The following is a 15,331-nucleotide window of genomic DNA, read 5'->3' as shown; positions in this document are numbered from 1 at the left end:
CGAAAACCGCTCACACTTTTCGGCATCATGCTCTAGTGTCGGCAACAGAATCCCGAATGGAGACGCTTTGCATTGGTAGGCCGGTTCCTCGTCTTTCTGGGGGGAGTGATCGTCGTAGTGCTGTTTGTGGCGCTGCTTGCGCCGCTGTTCATCGACTGGACGGATTTCCGCAAGAATTTCGAGGATCAGGCAAGCCGCATCATCGGCAAGAAGGTTACCGTCTACGGCACGGTGGATGCGCGCCTGCTGCCGTTCCCGTCGGTGACACTGCATGACGTGCGCGTCGGTCAGGAAGCGGACGGCACGCCGATCGTCAAGGTCGAGCAGTTCTCCATGGATGCGGAGCTCGCGCCTTTCCTGTCGGGCGAAGCGCTGATCTTCGACATGCGCGTCGTCAATCCCAAGGTGCGCTTGAGATTGCTCAAGGACGGCACGCTCGACTGGATGCGTGGCAGCCGCGCGGAAATACCGGCGAGGACCGTCGTTCTCGAAAACGTGCATGTCAGCGGCGGCGAGGTCGAATTCATCGACGATCAGTCGGGTCGCTCGCGTCGCATCACCGGCCTCAACGCGGAAATGTCGGCAAAGTCGCTGGCAGGCCCCTGGCGCATCGAGGGCGACGCTGCGCTCGACGGCGAGCACGGCGGCTTCTCGATCTCGAGCAGTCAGCCGGACGAGAAGGGCGTGCTGCGCATGCGCACGAGGCTTTCGCCGGACAAGCACCCTGTCAGCGTCGATCTCGACGGCGAGCTGAAGCTCGTCGACAGCAAGCCGAACTATCAGGGCCAGCTTTCGGCAGCGGTCGAGATCCGCAACAGCGCCAAGCCCGCCAACAAGAAAGAGCAGCCACCGCGCGTCAAGGGCCGCTTCGAGCTCACCAATGAACGCATTCGCATTCCCGAATACCGGATGGAGATCGGCCCGACGGACGATCCGTATGTCATAACCGGCGAGGCGACGCTCGATACCGGCAATGCGCCGGAATTCCTGCTGACCGCCGATGGGCAGCAGATCGACGTCAACCGCATCGGCAATCAGGGGGCGTCCGGCAAAACGACGCGGGATGCCGCTGTTTCGGCGCGCCAGCGGCTGAATTCGCTGATCGATATCGTCGCGCAGGTGCCGATCCCGCAGGTCCCGGGCAAGGCGAGCGTCAAGCTGCCGGCGATCGTGGCCGGCGATACGACGCTGCGCGACGTGCAGCTGGAGCTCGAACCGGCCGGGACCGGCTGGATGATCGACAGCGCCACCGGCACGCTGCCGGGGCGCACTCAGGTGGAAGGCAAGGGCAAGCTCCTGCTTCAGGGCGAACCTTCGTTCAACGGCCAGATCGTGGTGGCATCCAGCCAGCCGACGGGACTTGCCTCCTGGCTTGCCGGCTCGGTGGATCCGGCCATCCGGCAATTGCGGCAGGCGGGCTTTTCCGCCAATGTCAACCTGACGCATGAATTGCAGCGTTTTGAAAATCTCGAGATTGCCATCGGACCGGCGACGCTGAAGGGCCGGCTGGAGCGCCAGGCGATATCCGGCCAGACGCCGACGCTATCGGTGGCGTTGAACGGCGATACGCTCGATCTCGACGCGCTGCAGGCGCTGAGCGGGCTGATGACCGGCCAGGATGCCGGCGACAACGTGCTCGACCATAAGATCGCCGCCCAGCTCAAGGCCGACAAGTTCACCGCCTTCGGCGTCAGTGCCGAGAATGTCGAGACCACGTTTACGATCGCCGATGGGGCGCTCGCCGTCGACCGGCTGTCGATCAAGAATATCGCCGGCGCCGAGCTGACGGCGACGGGCAGGGCGGAAGGCTCGCTGCTCGATTACAAGGGCGCGGGCGAGATCACCTTCAAATCGGCCGATCCCGGCGGCTTCTTCACCATGCTGCGCGAGCACCTGCCGCATCACCCGGTGCTCGACCGGCTGGTGCGCAATGCCGGCTGGTATGGCAATACGGCTCTCCGCGGCGCGCTGACGCTCGGCGGCGACGAGGGCAATGCGCTGACGGTGACGCTTGCCGGTGTGGCGAACGGCAGCCGCGTTAATCTCGATTACCGCATGTCCGACCTCCTGGCGCTGACCGGCAACGGCACGACGGACCTCGAGGCGACGCTCGAAAACGCCGTGCCATCAGTCCTGTTCGGCCAGGCCGGGCTCGACCCGCTGCCGGTCGATGTTGGCGCCAATGGCCGACTGACGCTGAAGGTGAAGGCATCGGGCAACGATCCCGCCGACGCGGCGCTGACCTTTGCGACCGACCGGACCTCGTTCATGGCCAACGGCAAGGTCGACGTCCGGCCGGAGACCTTCATGAACGGCCAGATCGCGCTTTCGCTCGACAGCGCCGATATCGACCCCTATCTCATCATGAACGGCATCGCCCTGCCGCAGACCGGAACCGGGCTGCCGTTAGGTCTGCAGGTCAATGCCGCCGTCGACAGCGACAAGATCGTCTTTTCCGATCTCAAGGGGCATGCGGCCGACAACGAATTTTTCGGTGCGCTGACCTTCGACCGGAAGGCTGCGAAGACGACCGCGAGCGGCGGGCTGACACTCGCCAAGGCCGACGCAGGCTGGCTCGGCGAGGCGGTGTTCGGCCAGATCGTCGATCCCGCCAACGGTCAGCTGACGACGGCGCCGCTGGGGCTGCCCATCTTCAAGGATCTCGACGTCAACGTGAAGCTGGCGGCCAAGGAGTTCTGGCCCGGCCTGCCGGATACGGCGGTGTCGGACTTCACCAGCAACGTCGCCTACAAGGGCGACGAGCTGCAGCTCAACGACATGGCCGGCAACTGGGACGGCGGAAAGCTCTCCGGCAACCTGCTCTTCACCAATGCCAGCGGCACTGGTTTCCTGCAGACGAAGCTTGCGCTTGCCGATTCCGATCTTTCCGGCGTCGTCTGGCTGCGCGACGGCGCGCCGATCGCCAACGGCAAGTTCGGGTTGTCGCTGTCGATGGAGGCCTCGGGCAAGACGATCGGCGAGATCGCCAGCTCGCTCAATGGTTCGGGCGAACTGAAGCTCGGCGAAACCAGTATACGCGGGCTGAACCTTGCCATCTTGCCGCCGCTGCTTGCCGCGACCGATACGATGCAGGAGCAGATCAATGCCGGCAAGGTGCATCCGATCATCGAGACGCTGCTCAGCAACGGCGAGGCGAAGCTGCCACCACTCGGCATCCCCTTCAACATCGCCGACGGGACGCTGAGGGTGCAGAATGTCACCGTCGCCAACGATCTCGCCCGCATCACCGCCGATGCGCAGATCGCGCTGCCGGAAGAGCGGATCAGCGCGACGCTGGGTGTCGGGTTCAATCCTGGCACGGAAGCGCTTTCCGGCGCTGAGCCGGCGCTCCGGCTGAATTTTTCCGGCATGCTGCCGTCGCCCGGCAAGACGATGGATGTGACCGATATCACCAGCTATCTGTCGCTGCGCGCCTTCGAGCGCGAGCGCCGGCGCGTCGAGCGGTTGCAGGCGATCGTGCTCGAAAAACAGCGGCTGCGCCGCGAGGTGGCGCTCTACCGGTTCAACGCCGCCGAGCGCGTCAAGGCGGCCGAGATCGAGCAACAGCGGCAGGCGGAGGAAGAGCGGCTGCGCGCGCTGGCGCAGAAAGCAGCCGCTGAGAAGGCTGTTGCCGAGGCGGAGGCCGCACGCGCGGCGGAAGCCAAAGCGAAGGCGGATGCGGATGCGCAGGCGAGAGCCGCGGCCGAGGCGGAAGCAGCACGGCGCAGCGGGCAAGCGCAGCCCGGTCCGCTCAATTTCGATCAGCTGCCGGGCGTTCAGGCGCAGTGAAAGCGCATAGAATTTGATTCATGCAAGACGCTTCAGGTCCTTGTTTTCATTGATGTCGTCCCAAATCGTAGAGCGGTTCAGCTTTTAACGGAAGCACAGGACCGCTCTAGCCTTTTGTTTTTACGCAATTCCGGACGGAAAACCGCTTCGCACTTTTCCTAGAATTGCTCTAGGCGATTTTGAGCAACATGCATCAAGGCTGGACAGCGCCCGCCTTCAGCCAGGAAAGCACATGCAAGCGCAGCGCCGAGGACAGGTTGCTGTCCGGTGGGCGGTGGTCGTCGATTTCGGAGATCAGGGCGGCGAGCGGCATAGAACGGGCTGCGGCAATCGTCTTCAGCTCGGTCCAGAACTCATCCTCCAGCGAGAAACTGGTGCGATGGCCGTGCAATGTCGCCGAATGCTTGCGAATCATGGGGCCTTCACATCCCGGATGGAGCACAGCGCGGCCGAGACGACGCGCTCAGGACGTTCTATGAAATTAAGCGTGGGTTGGCAGATCGATTCAAGGAAAGGGCGCAAGTGGCTGATCGCAGAATCCATTCCAGCTTTTCACGCTTTGCGTGAAAGCGTCACGCGCCGTCGTCATCCGTCTCGATCCGGCCGTCGCGATGGGCTTTGTCGGCCTTGTCGTTCAGGCTGCGGGTCAGTTGCTTTTCGGTCTTGGTGCGGCCGAAGGAGATGCGGTTCTGTTCGGCCTGCCTCTCCTTTTCGGAGCGAGCCTGCTTCTTGCGGAACTGGCGCAGATTGATGATTTCGGCGCTCATGCGATTACCTGGATTCCCTATGAAAAAGGGAGGCTTGGCCTCCCTTCAAATCACTGCTTCTTGCGGAAGGAGTCGAGCGAGACGACGGAGCCCGGTTTCTTCTCTTCACCGTCGGCGGGTTTTGCGCCTGCGGCGTCATCGGGCTTTCCAGCCGCATCCACCGGATAGGCGGTGATTTCGCCGGACGGCAATTCCTCGCCATCGGCGAGCGGCACGTCGAATTCGAGCTCGAAGTTGACGGAGGGATCGTAGAAGCCGCGGATGGCATTGAATGGAATGACCAGCTTTTCCGGAACGTCTGAAAAGGAAAGACCGATCTCGAAATGCGTCTCGGTGATCTTCATGTCCCAGAACTGGTGCTGGATGACGATGGTCATCTGCTCGGGGTATTTCGACTTCAGGTGCTGGGAGATGCGCACGCCGGTGGCGCCGGTGAGGAAAGTGATGAAGAAGTGATGATCACCGGGCAGGCGGCCCGTGGCTGCGACTTCCGCCAATACCTTGCGGATGACGCCGCGAAGTGCATCCTGTGCCAGAATGTCGTAGCGGATATGATCCTGCCCCATGCTTTTCCTGTCTTTCGTCGGTTCGGAGTCTTTTCACAAGGTTGTATGCCACGTCCGGGCGCCTTGGGAAAGACCGGAGCCGAGTCACGTTTTTCAGCAGCATACATGATTTCGGCGGCAGGGAGAAGGTGAAGGCTTCTGTTGCCAGGTGCCTTCGGACCCCGCCTAGAGGTGCGAACCACTAGGACTTTGATTGAAGTGTCACACCGCGATTAAGCAGCGAGACGAGCTTCCGCATAGTTGTCGTTTGCAACTACAATTTTAGCCCGATAACGGCGGTACAATGCCGAGCAAAAAGACGATCTTTACACCCTTGTCGATCCTGTTTCGCCCCCATCAAAAGCCGGCCTTCGAGACCGCCGGTTTTTGGTGGAGGCGCCGGGTACCGCCCCCGGGTCCAATAGGTTTATTACACCGCTCATTTATCGCCATAGCCGGCCCGAAAGCCGGCATGGGTGATATAGTGGTTTCCTCAGCCCAAGGAAAGGGCAAACGTCATAAAAGCGTTATGCGACCTATCAGAAACATTGGGAAAATGCCCGCCGGTGATTGGTTTCCCAGTTCCGAAGGCTTAAATTGGCCGAAACGGAATCAGCGCGACATGAAGCAGTATCTCGATCTCTTGAATCATGTGATGGAAAAGGGCTCCGACCGGGGCGACCGCACCGGCACCGGCACGCGCTCGGTCTTCGGCTACCAGATGCGCTTCGACCTCGAAGAGGGCTTCCCCGTTCTCACCACGAAGAAGCTGCATCTGCGCTCGATCATCCACGAGCTTCTCTGGTTCCTGAAGGGCGAGACGAATATCCGCTATCTCAAGGAGAACGGCGTTTCGATCTGGGACGAATGGGCCGACGAAAACGGCGATCTCGGGCCGGTCTACGGCGCCCAGTGGCGCTCCTGGCCAGCGCCCGACGGCGGCCATATCGACCAGATCGCCAACCTCGTCAAAGGCATCGTCAACAATCCGAATTCGCGCCGCCACATCGTCTCGGCCTGGAATCCGGCCGAAGTGGACGAAATGGCGCTGCCGCCCTGCCATTGCCTGTTCCAGTTCTATGTGGCTGACGGCAAGCTTTCCTGCCAGCTCTACCAGCGCTCGGCCGATATCTTCCTCGGCGTGCCGTTCAACATCGCCTCCTATGCGCTGCTGACGATGATGGTGGCTCAGGTGACCGGGCTGAAGCCCGGCGACTTCGTCCACACTCTCGGCGACGCCCATCTCTATCACAACCATTTCGACCAGGCGAAGCTGCAGCTGGCGCGCCGGCCGAAGCCGCTGCCGTTCATGCGCATCAAGCCTGATGTGAAGGACATTTTCGGCTTCACCTTCGACGATTTCGAGCTGATCGGCTACGAGGCCGATGCCAGCATCAAGGCGCCGATCGCCGTCTGATCCGGGATATTCCATGGCCGACATCCGCAGGACCATTATCGCCGCCGTTGCCCGCAACGGCATTATCGGCCGGGACGGCGACATGCCGTGGCGGCTTTCGAGCGATCTCAAGCGCTTCAAGGCGCTGACATTGGGAAAACCTGTGGTGATGGGCCGCAAGACCTACGATTCGATCGGTAAGCCGCTGCCGGGACGGCCGAACGTCGTCATCTCGCGACAGGCGGCGATAGACCATGCTGATGTCAGCATGACGCATTCGCTGTCCGAGGCGATAACGGCGGCCGAAAGGCTGGCGCTCGAAGCCGGCGTCGACGAGATCTGCATTCTCGGCGGCGGGCAGATCTATGCCCAGGCGATCGGTCTTGCCGACCGGATGTGCATCACGCATGTCGAGGTCGATCTCGACGGAGACACGTCGTTTCCCGCGATCGATCCCGACATCTGGCAGGCGGGGGAGGCGATCGCGGTTCCGGCCGGCGAAAAGGACAGTTATCCCACGCGTTTCATCGTTTACGAACGCCGTCACGCCTGAAAATGAACTATTTTCCAATTAAATTGACCAAGTTTCTCACGCTGCGTTGAAAGCCGATGCGGTGATACCTATAACGGTCACCAACGCGTCCGCCGGTCAGCCCCCACGGTTTCGGATGCGTGGAGACTTAACGAACAACGAGGTTTTGATGCCCTGGAGCAATCAGAATGGCGGCGGCGGCCCTTGGGGCGGCGGCGGCGGTAATAATCAGGGACCATGGGGACAGGGGCCGAACCGGCCGCGCGGTGGCGGCGGCAAGGGCGGACCGCCTGATCTGGAAGATATCATCCGGCGCGGCCAGGACCAGCTGCGCAACATCATTCCCGGCGGCTTCAATGGCGGCGTGGCAGTGATCGTCGTGGCGATCGTCGCCGTCTTCTGGCTGATCCAGTGCATTTATGTCGTGCAGCCGGACGAGCGCGGCGTCGAACTGCGGTTCGGCAAGCCGAAGGACGAGATTTCCATGCCGGGCCTGCATTTCCATCTTTGGCCGATGGAAACAGTGGAGACGGTCAAGGTGACCGTGCAGCAGCTAAATATCGGGGCGACTTCGGCCTCGTCTTCGAACGGCCTGATGCTGTCCAGCGACAAGAGCGTCATCAACGTGCAATTCGCTGTCTTCTACACCGTCAGCGATCCCAAGGCCTATCTCTTCAACGTCGAGAATCCGGCAGAGACGCTGCAGCAGGTTTCCGACAGTGCCATGCGTGAAATCGTCGGCCGGCGTCCGGCGCAGGACGCCTTCCGCAGCAATCGTCAGCCGATCGAAGTGGATGTGCTCAATATCCTGCAGGACACCATGAACCGCTATGGCGCGGGCGTGACCGTGACCGGCGTGACGATCCAGAACGTGGCACCGCCGCGGGAAGTCGCCGATGCTTTCGAAGAAGTGCAGCGTGCCGGCCGTGACCGCGACAGCACGATCGAAGAGGCTAATCGCTATACCAACCAGAAGCTCGGCCAGGCGCGAGGCGATGCGGCCAGAATCCGCGAAGATTCAGCCGCTTACAAGGACCGTGTCGTGAAGGAGGCGGAAGGTGAAGCGCAGCGGTTCACGGCGATCAACGACGAATATTCCAAGGCGCCCGACGTGACCCGCAAGCGGTTGTACCTCGAAACGATGGAGCAGGTGCTGAAGAATTCCCGGAAGGTCATTATCGACGAGAAGCAGGGAGTCCTGCCCTATCTGCCGCTCAATGAGCTCGGCAAACCGGCGCAACAGGGAGGTTGAGTCATGACATCGAACAGACTTCCCATCATTTTCATCATCCTCGCCATCGTGCTGGTCGGGCTCTATTCGTCCATCTTCGTGGTGAATGCACGTGAGCAAGCCATCGTCGTCCGTTTCGGCCAGATCCAGTCGGTCAAGACCGAGCCTGGCATTTATTTCAAGCTGCCCTTTGGCTTTATGGATGCCGACCGCGTTCAGCTGGTCGAAAAGCAGGCGTTGAGGCTCGATCTCGACAATATCCGCGTTCAGGTTCAGGACGGCCAGACCTTCGATGTCGATGCCTTCGTGATCTATAACATCTCGGATGTTCGCCGCTTCCGCGAAACGGTATCGGGCGATCGCGAAGCCGCGGAAGCGCGGTTGAGAGCGCAGCTCGATTCATCGCTTCGCCGCGTCTACGGTCTGCGTGACTACAATGCCGCGCTCTCCGAAGAGCGTGTCGCAATGATGCTGGAGATTCGCGACGATCTGCGCACAGATGCCGAAAATCTCGGTCTGCATATAGACGACGTTCGCATCCGCCGCACCGACCTTTCGCCGGAGGTTGCACCGAACACCTATAATGCCATGCGTTCGGAACGCCTTGCCGAGGCCGAGCGTATCCGTGCCGAGGGCAATGAGGAAGGCCAGCGGCGGCGCGCCATTGCCGACCGTCAGGTTGTCGAACTCACCGCGGGCGCCCAGCGCGATGCGGAAATCCTTCGAGGCCAAGGCGATGCGGAACGCAACCGCGTCTTCGCCGAAGTCTTCAGCAAGGATCCAGCCTTCTTCGAGTTCTATCGCTCGATGGCGGCCTATTCCTCCGCTCTCTCGTCGCAGGATACGACGCTGGTGCTGTCGCCGAATTCGGAATTCTTCCGCTATTTCGACAATGCAGCCGGCACTCTGCAGCCGACAAATCCGGCCGCACCAGTTCCGGCAGTTCCCGGCGCAGTTGCTCCCGCAGCACCGGCCCAGCCGACGAACTGACGGCAGTGAAACGAACCCGATAATCCTGGAAGGGCCGGCCCGAGCGCCGGCCCTTTTTTCGTGGAATGATTGAGACGATCCGGCTTTTGCGAGGCCACGTCACATTGCACGGGGATTTCGCGAAAAGGTGATTTCACCCTCCATCATTCCGCCTTATGCTGATGCTCAATGTGCGCATGCACCCTTATGAGGAAGCTTGATGGCCCCCACGATTCGCTCGCCCTTCAGACGAACGCTCGCGCTTATGGCCAGCGCTGCAATTCTTGCGCATGCCGGCATGAACGGGGTCGCCTATGCGCAAACCGCTCCTGAGACGACGGCACCTGGGGTTGCGGCACCCGCTGCTCCGGAAACGGCTGCTCCCGCTCCTACGCCTCCCGTACCCGCCGCACCGCAGCAGACCGCTCCGATCCAGGGAATGCCCAACAACGGCCCGGCTTCCGTCGCCGATCTCGCCGAGGGGCTGCTCGACGCCGTGGTCAACATCTCGACTTCGCAGAATGTGAAGGACGACGAGGGCGCAGGCCCGGCGCCGCGCGCCCCCGACGGCTCGCCTTTCCAGGAATTCTTCAACGACTTCTTCAACAAGCAGCAGGGCAACAAGGGCGGCAACCACAATGTCAGCTCGCTTGGCTCCGGCTTCGTCATCGATCCGGCGGGCTATATCGTCACCAACAACCATGTGATCGAGGGTGCCGACGATATCGAGATCAATTTTGCCAATGGTTCGAAGCTCAAGGCGAAGCTGATCGGCACCGATACGAAGACCGATCTTTCGGTGCTGAAGGTCGAGCCGAAGGCGCCGCTGAAATCCGTGAAATTCGGCGATTCCAGCACGATGCGCATCGGCGATTGGGTGATGGCGATCGGCAATCCGTTCGGCTTTGGCGGTTCGGTGACGGTCGGCATCATTTCCGGGCGCGGCCGCAACATCAATGCCGGCCCCTACGACAACTTCATCCAGACGGATGCGGCGATCAACAAGGGCAATTCCGGCGGCCCGCTCTTCAACATGAAGGGTGAAGTGATCGGCATCAACACGGCGATCATTTCGCCGAGCGGCGGCTCGATCGGCATCGGCTTCTCGGTGCCGTCGGAGCTTGCCTCCGGCGTCGTTGACCAGCTGCGCGAATATGGCGAGACGCGGCGCGGCTGGCTCGGCGTGCGCATCCAACCGGTGACCGACGATATCGCCGACAGCCTCGGGCTCGACACTGCAAAGGGTGCGCTGGTCGCCGGCGTCATCAAGGGTGGACCGGTCGACGACGGCTCGATCAAGGCGGGCGACGTCATTTTGAAATTCGACGGCAAGACCGTCAGCGAAATGCGCGATCTGCCGCGCGTCGTGGCGGAAAGCACGGTCGGCAAGGAAGTCGACGTGGTGGTGTTGCGCGACGGCAAGGAGCAGACCGTCAAAGTGAAACTTGGCCGGCTTGAGGACAGCGATCAGGCGGCTGCATCCGACGATGCGGCGCCAGATGGTTCACAGGACGACGGCGTGATCACCCCGGACCCGGGCGAAAATCAGGATATGGACCAGCCTGACACTGGCGATCAGGCAAAGCCCGCACCTGATACACCCGACCAGCATAAGGGCCAGGTGTCGCCGGATGCGGCAACGCCGAAGAACGTGCTCGGGCTGTCACTGTCACTGTTGAGCGCCGAGACTCGCAAGGCTTTCGGCATCGCCGAGAGCGTCGACGGCGTCGTCGTGACAGAGGTGACGCCTGGCTCCGCTTCCGCCGAAAAGGGGCTGAAGCCCGGCGACGTGATCGTCGAGGTGGCGCAGGAGTTCATGAAGTCGCCGGATGCTGTCGCCGCCAAGGTGCAGGCGCTGAAACAGGAGGGCCGCCGCAACGCCCAACTGATGATCGCATCGGCAAATGGCGATCTGCGGTTTGTGGCGGTGCCGATGGAATAAGGGGGCTAGCGCGGTCGAATTAGCCGCCGTGGTCTCCAACTCTACCTCATTCCTGTGACAAGCACAGGAATGAGGTAGAGAGGGTGTACCCCGTCGGTCTTCATGCCGTCACGAAATCCGTCTTCCGGTAACCCTGAATGTAGAGCAGTGCGGTTAGGTCGCCGTGGTTGATGCGCATCTGCGCTTCGGCGGCAACGGCGGGCTTGGCGTGGAGGGCGACGCCGGAGCCGGCGAGGTGCAGCATCCCGAGATCGTTGGCGCCGTCACCGACGGCGATCGCTTCTTCCGGCGAAATGCCGAGAGTTGCCGCAATCTCGTTCAGCGCATCGACCTTCGCCTGCTTGCCGAGGATCGGCTCGGCGACGAAACCGGAGAGGATGCCGCCGTCTTCGAGCAGCGTGTTGGCGCGGTTCTCGTCGAAGCCGAGGGTGGCGGCGATACGGCTGGTGAAGACGGTGAAGCCGCCGGAGACAAGCGCGGTGTAATGGCCTTTCGACTTCATGGTGGCAAGCAGTTCCGGACCGCCCGGGGTGAGCGTAATGCGCTTGGCGATGACCTCGTCGACGACTGATATCGGCAGCCCCTTCAGCAGGGCGACACGCTCACGCAGAGCGGGCTCGAAAGCGATCTCGCCGTTCATGGCGCGAGCCGTGATGGTCGCCACTTTCTCCTTGAGGCCGACTTCGGCGGCGAGTTCATCGATGCATTCCTGGCCGATCATCGTCGAATCCATATCGGCGATCAGCAACTTCTTGCGGCGGGTCTCCTGCTCCTGGATGACGAGGTCGATCGGCGCGCTTGATATGACGGCAAGGATATTCGCCTCGGCCGCTTGCGCGTCGGTGCCGTCGCGTAGGGCGATGTCACAGGCGATGCCGTCGGCCAGCCAGTAGAGACCGGACGCTTTCACGGCCTCGGCCGCCCGTTCGGCGATTTCCGGGGTCAGCACGGGATTTGACGGATTGGCAACAAGCGTGGCAACGAGGGCCATGATGGAAAACCTTCTGAGCACAGTGAATGCGATCCTGATAACCGGGCCGACCGCCAGCGGCAAGTCCGCGCTCGCCGTCGAATTAGCCAGGCGCCATGACGGCGCGGTCGTCAACGCCGACAGCATGCAGGTCTACGACACGCTGCGGGTGCTGAGCGCGCGCCCGTCGGAAGAGGAGATGCAGGGCGTGCCGCATCATCTCTACGGCCATGTACCGGCCGGTGCTGCCTATTCAACCGGCGCCTGGCTGCGGGATGTCTCGGCATTGCTGCCGGCGCTGAGGGACGCGGGACGGCTGCCGGTCTTCGTCGGCGGCACGGGGCTTTATTTCAAGGCGCTGACCGGCGGTCTCTCGGATATGCCGGAGATACCGGAGGTGCTGCGGGAAAAACTCAGGACGCGGCTGCTGGAGGAGGGGCCTGACGGGCTCCATGCCGAACTCGCCGCGGCCGATCCCACCATGGCGGCAAGCCTCAATCGCCAGGACGGGCAGCGGATCGTCCGGGCGCTCGAAGTGATGAAGGCGACGGGGCGGTCGATCGCCGATTTCCAGGGCCGGTCGGGACCGGTGATCATTGACGCGGCTGAGGCCCGCAAGATCGTTGTGCTGCCGGACCGGGCTGTGCTGCATCAGCGCATCAACGGGCGTTTCGAAAAGATGCTGCAGCAAGGCGCGGAAGACGAGGTGAGGGCGCTGCTTGCACTCGACCTGCCGGCCGAGGCGCCTGTGATGAAGGCAATCGGCGTGTCGCAGATTACGGCGATGGTCAGGGGTGAGATGACGCGCGACGAGGTGCTGGAGAAGGGAGCTGCGGCCACGCGGCAATATGCCAAGCGGCAAATGACATGGTTCCGCAACCAGATGGACGATAGCTGGGAACGGCTGACAGTTTAGGTTTCAGTTTGTTGCGGGCCTCCTGCTTGAGACATCTGCTGGCTCAACAGTTTGACAAGTTCGCCAACCGCCGCCTGTAGCTGGTCCGCCAGAAATCCGCCGAAGCCCAGCATCAGGCCGGGGCGCGCCGGCTGGGCGGCATACATCGGGGATATCGCACGCATGGCGAGGCCGGCCGACAGGGCACGGGCTGCGAGTTGCACGTCGTCGACCTCTTCGGGTAGCCATAGAAGAATATGCATGCCCTGGTCGCTCTCCTGGACGCGGCAGCCCTCAGGCAACGCCCGCTCGAGCGCCGAAAGCAGAACAGCGCGGCGTTCGGCATAGAGGCCGCGGATGCGCCGGATATGCGCTTCGAAATGGCCTTCCCGCATGTAGGCCGCCAGAACGTGCTGTTCGGCGATCGGCGAATGCCGGTCGAGAATGGCGCGGGCGCCGGCAAAGGCTTCTGCGAGCCGAGGAGGGGCGATGACGTAGCCGAGGCGCAGGGAAGGAAAGAGCACCTTGCTGAACGTGCCGAGATAGATGACACGTGACGGACGCAATCCCTGCATTGAGGGAAACGGGTGTCCGGCATAACGCAGCTCGCTGTCGTAATCGTCCTCGACGATCCAGGCGCGATTGTGGTCGGCCCAGGCGATCAGGGCATTGCGCCGCGCCATGCTGAGCGGCATGCCGATCGGATATTGGTGCGAAGGGGTGACGAATGCGGCGCGCGCCTGTGGACATAGCTCGAGGCCGCGTTCGACGTTCATTCCCTGTGCATCGACCGGCAGGCGGTGCGTCTGGACGCCGAGATCATCGAGCACCGCCGCCAGCCCGGGATAGGCCGGGTCCTCGGCCCATACAGGATCGTTACGCGAGAGAAGGACCCGGCCCGCCATATAGAGGCCTTGCTGAGTGCCTGACGTGACGATGACCTGTTCCGGCTCGCAATGAACGGCCCGCGCCCGGCGGACATGGTCGGCAATGGCAAGCCTGAGCTCGAGCAGACCCATGGGGTCGTGGTAACCCGAGGGTGCGGCCTGTCTCGATGCGCGGACGCGGTTGCCGAGACGGCGCCAGTTGTCGTCGGGCGCAATGCCGCAAGCCGGGACGGCAATGGCGAAGGGAACGGGCGGGTGAGGGGTGAGCGCACGGGCGATAGCGATCAGCCGGGCAGCCTGGGACGGCAGATCGACGGCATCCGCGGTAGACGGCACTGCCGGAGCAGGCAGGGACGCCGGCGTCGCGTCCATCAGATCGGCGGCAACACGGGTTCCGGCTCCGACCCGCGCTTCGAGATAGCCTTCGGCGGTCAACTGATCGAACACCTCGACGACAGTGCCGCGCGCGATTTTCAGCGAAGCCGAAAGGCTACGCGTCGAAGGAAGGCGTTCTTTCGACCTCAGCTCACCGCGAGCGATTGCGTTCCGCAGGGCCTGTGCAAGCTGGCGACCGACATTGGCCGTTCGATCGATCGCGTTGAGCGATGGTATCTCGATGATGCTGCGCCGTTTGGACATCGCAAAATGGTCCATATAGTTTCTTCAAAAATGGCGCTTCATGGTGAACCAATTTTCGAGGAAAAGGAAGCGGATTGGCGGCTTCCCAAAGGCGCATTCTTCGTCTTCGGGGTCGTGCCGTGCGCGGGTGCAAACTTCTGGAAAACGCAAATGCAGGATCTTCTCGTCGTCTACGTCGCCTATGCAATCGCTGCAGGCAGTCCCGGACCGAGCAATATGGCCATCATGAACGTGGCGATGCGGCAAGGGCGTCGACCGGCGCTCGCCCTTGCTGCCGGGGTCATAACAATGTCGACATGCTGGGGGCTGGTCGCTGTCACCGGCATTTCCACACTCCTGGTCCGGTATGCCCATGCGCTGCTGTTCCTCAAAGTCGCAGGCGGGCTTTACCTCCTCTGGCTCGCCTGGAGGGCGGCCCGCTCGGCAGTTGCGTCGGACATGCCGGCAAGCGAGGTCGTTCGACCCGCCGCGCGATTCGGCGCGCTCTATCGTCGCGGCGTTCTCATGCATCTCGGCAATCCGAAGGCGGTTCTGGCCTGGGTGGCGATCATGTCGCTCGGCCTCAAGCCCGGCGCTTCACCGGAGATGGCCGTCACGGCTTTCGGCGGCTGCGTGCTCTTGGGGATCTCGATATTTGCCGGCTATGCCGTGCTCTTCTCCACGGCACCGATGGTGCGCGGCTACGCCCGTGCGCGGCGGTGGATCGAGGGCAGTCTCGCCGTCTTTTTCGCGGGCGCCGGATCGCGCCTGCTGTTCTCACATTGACCGG

The 15,331-nt window shown here is 62.4% G+C and carries 13 protein-coding genes and 1 other RNA gene; 8 read left to right on the top strand and 6 right to left on the bottom strand.

The window, feature by feature from the left end; genetic code table 11:
• Positions 1-72: 72 nt before the first annotated feature.
• Complete coding sequence (locus tag A6U98_RS17550; RefSeq protein ID WP_064651757.1) at positions 73-3,789, top strand: AsmA-like C-terminal region-containing protein; 3,717 nt, start codon at positions 73-75, stop codon at positions 3,787-3,789.
• A 193-nt stretch (positions 3,790-3,982) separates the two neighbouring features.
• Here A6U98_RS17550 and A6U98_RS17545 read toward each other — a convergent pair whose 3' ends face one another.
• The 4 genes from A6U98_RS17545 to ssrA all read right to left on the bottom strand — a co-directional run bounded on the left by A6U98_RS17545 (position 3,983) and on the right by ssrA (position 5,612).
• Positions 3,983-4,204: a ribbon-helix-helix domain-containing protein gene (locus A6U98_RS17545; protein WP_064651756.1), complete on the bottom strand. Its 222-nt coding sequence runs from the start codon at positions 4,202-4,204 to the stop codon at positions 3,983-3,985.
• A gap of 157 nt (positions 4,205-4,361) precedes the next feature.
• Positions 4,362-4,556, bottom strand: a complete 195-nt coding sequence (locus A6U98_RS17540) for a DUF4169 family protein (protein WP_064651755.1) — start codon at positions 4,554-4,556, stop codon at positions 4,362-4,364.
• 50 nt (positions 4,557-4,606) lie between these two features.
• Entirely contained in the window at positions 4,607-5,122 is a 516-nt protein-coding gene (locus A6U98_RS17535; protein ID WP_003541317.1) for an SspB family protein, read from the bottom strand.
• Positions 5,123-5,249: 127 nt separating this feature from the next.
• Positions 5,250-5,612, bottom strand: a transfer-messenger RNA (tmRNA) gene (gene ssrA, locus A6U98_RS17530).
• A 111-nt stretch (positions 5,613-5,723) separates the two neighbouring features.
• On the opposite strand from ssrA, the gene A6U98_RS17525 reads away from it, so the two are divergent.
• From A6U98_RS17525 to A6U98_RS17505, 5 genes are all read left to right on the top strand, one after another.
• Positions 5,724-6,518: a thymidylate synthase gene (locus tag A6U98_RS17525; protein WP_012758237.1), complete on the top strand. Its 795-nt coding sequence runs from the start codon at positions 5,724-5,726 to the stop codon at positions 6,516-6,518.
• 13 nt (positions 6,519-6,531) lie between these two features.
• Positions 6,532-7,050, top strand: a complete 519-nt coding sequence (locus tag A6U98_RS17520; protein WP_064651754.1) for a dihydrofolate reductase — start codon at positions 6,532-6,534, stop codon at positions 7,048-7,050.
• A 148-nt stretch (positions 7,051-7,198) separates the two neighbouring features.
• Positions 7,199-8,281 carry an FtsH protease activity modulator HflK gene (gene hflK, locus A6U98_RS17515; RefSeq protein WP_064651753.1) on the top strand — a complete coding sequence of 361 codons (1,083 nt, stop codon included), beginning with the start codon at positions 7,199-7,201 and terminating at the stop codon, positions 8,279-8,281.
• A gap of 3 nt (positions 8,282-8,284) precedes the next feature.
• Positions 8,285-9,250 (top strand): protease modulator HflC, encoded by a 966-nt coding sequence (locus A6U98_RS17510; protein ID WP_064651752.1) that lies wholly within the window; start codon positions 8,285-8,287, stop codon positions 9,248-9,250.
• A gap of 199 nt (positions 9,251-9,449) precedes the next feature.
• Positions 9,450-11,171: a Do family serine endopeptidase gene (locus tag A6U98_RS17505; protein WP_064651751.1), complete on the top strand. Its 1,722-nt coding sequence runs from the start codon at positions 9,450-9,452 to the stop codon at positions 11,169-11,171.
• 100 nt (positions 11,172-11,271) lie between these two features.
• On the opposite strand, the gene serB is transcribed toward A6U98_RS17505, so the two are convergent.
• On the bottom strand, positions 11,272-12,162 hold the full coding sequence (serB, locus tag A6U98_RS17500) for a phosphoserine phosphatase SerB (protein WP_064651750.1): 891 nt from the start codon (positions 12,160-12,162) through the stop codon (positions 11,272-11,274).
• Between serB and miaA the strand changes: the two genes are divergently transcribed.
• Complete coding sequence (miaA, locus tag A6U98_RS17495) at positions 12,161-13,057, top strand: tRNA (adenosine(37)-N6)-dimethylallyltransferase MiaA (RefSeq protein ID WP_082933927.1); 897 nt, start codon at positions 12,161-12,163, stop codon at positions 13,055-13,057. The two genes, serB and miaA, sit on opposite strands and share 2 nt — an antisense overlap.
• Here miaA and A6U98_RS17490 read toward each other — a convergent pair.
• Entirely contained in the window at positions 13,054-14,562 is a 1,509-nt protein-coding gene (locus A6U98_RS17490; RefSeq protein WP_197496412.1) for a PLP-dependent aminotransferase family protein, read from the bottom strand. The two genes, miaA and A6U98_RS17490, sit on opposite strands and share 4 nt — an antisense overlap.
• Before the next feature lie 150 nt (positions 14,563-14,712).
• Here A6U98_RS17490 and A6U98_RS17485 point away from each other — a divergent pair, with 150 nt between their 5' ends.
• On the top strand, positions 14,713-15,327 hold the full coding sequence (locus A6U98_RS17485) for a LysE family translocator (RefSeq protein WP_064652257.1): 615 nt from the start codon (positions 14,713-14,715) through the stop codon (positions 15,325-15,327).
• Positions 15,328-15,331 lie beyond the last annotated feature (4 nt).

Origin of the sequence: Rhizobium sp. WYCCWR10014 (assembly GCF_001657485.1) — a bacterium.
Classification (GTDB): Bacteria; Pseudomonadota; Alphaproteobacteria; order Rhizobiales; family Rhizobiaceae; genus Rhizobium.
The sequence above is the reverse complement of the archived record's forward strand: the minus strand, read 5'-3'. Positions and strand labels throughout refer to the sequence as shown.

Bases quoted from the DNA above. Each gene is read 5' to 3' on its own strand.
- A6U98_RS17545 (WP_064651756.1), bottom strand. From the start codon at position 4,204: ATGATTCGCAAGCATTCGGCGACATTGCACGGCCATCGCACCAGTTTC.
- A6U98_RS17540 (WP_064651755.1), bottom strand. From the start codon at position 4,556: ATGAGCGCCGAAATCATCAATCTGCGCCAGTTCCGCAAGAAGCAGGCT.
- A6U98_RS17535 (WP_003541317.1), bottom strand. From the start codon at position 5,122: ATGGGGCAGGATCATATCCGCTACGACATTCTGGCACAGGATGCACTT.
- A6U98_RS17525 (WP_012758237.1), top strand. From the start codon at position 5,724: ATGAAGCAGTATCTCGATCTCTTGAATCATGTGATGGAAAAGGGCTCC.
- A6U98_RS17520 (WP_064651754.1), top strand. From the start codon at position 6,532: ATGGCCGACATCCGCAGGACCATTATCGCCGCCGTTGCCCGCAACGGC.
- hflK (WP_064651753.1), top strand. From the start codon at position 7,199: ATGCCCTGGAGCAATCAGAATGGCGGCGGCGGCCCTTGGGGCGGCGGC.
- A6U98_RS17510 (WP_064651752.1), top strand. From the start codon at position 8,285: ATGACATCGAACAGACTTCCCATCATTTTCATCATCCTCGCCATCGTG.
- A6U98_RS17505 (WP_064651751.1), top strand. From the start codon at position 9,450: ATGGCCCCCACGATTCGCTCGCCCTTCAGACGAACGCTCGCGCTTATG.
- miaA (WP_082933927.1), top strand. From the start codon at position 12,161: ATGATGGAAAACCTTCTGAGCACAGTGAATGCGATCCTGATAACCGGG.
- serB (WP_064651750.1), bottom strand. From the start codon at position 12,162: ATGGCCCTCGTTGCCACGCTTGTTGCCAATCCGTCAAATCCCGTGCTG.
- A6U98_RS17490 (WP_197496412.1), bottom strand. From the start codon at position 14,562: ATGTCCAAACGGCGCAGCATCATCGAGATACCATCGCTCAACGCGATC.
- A6U98_RS17485 (WP_064652257.1), top strand. From the start codon at position 14,713: ATGCAGGATCTTCTCGTCGTCTACGTCGCCTATGCAATCGCTGCAGGC.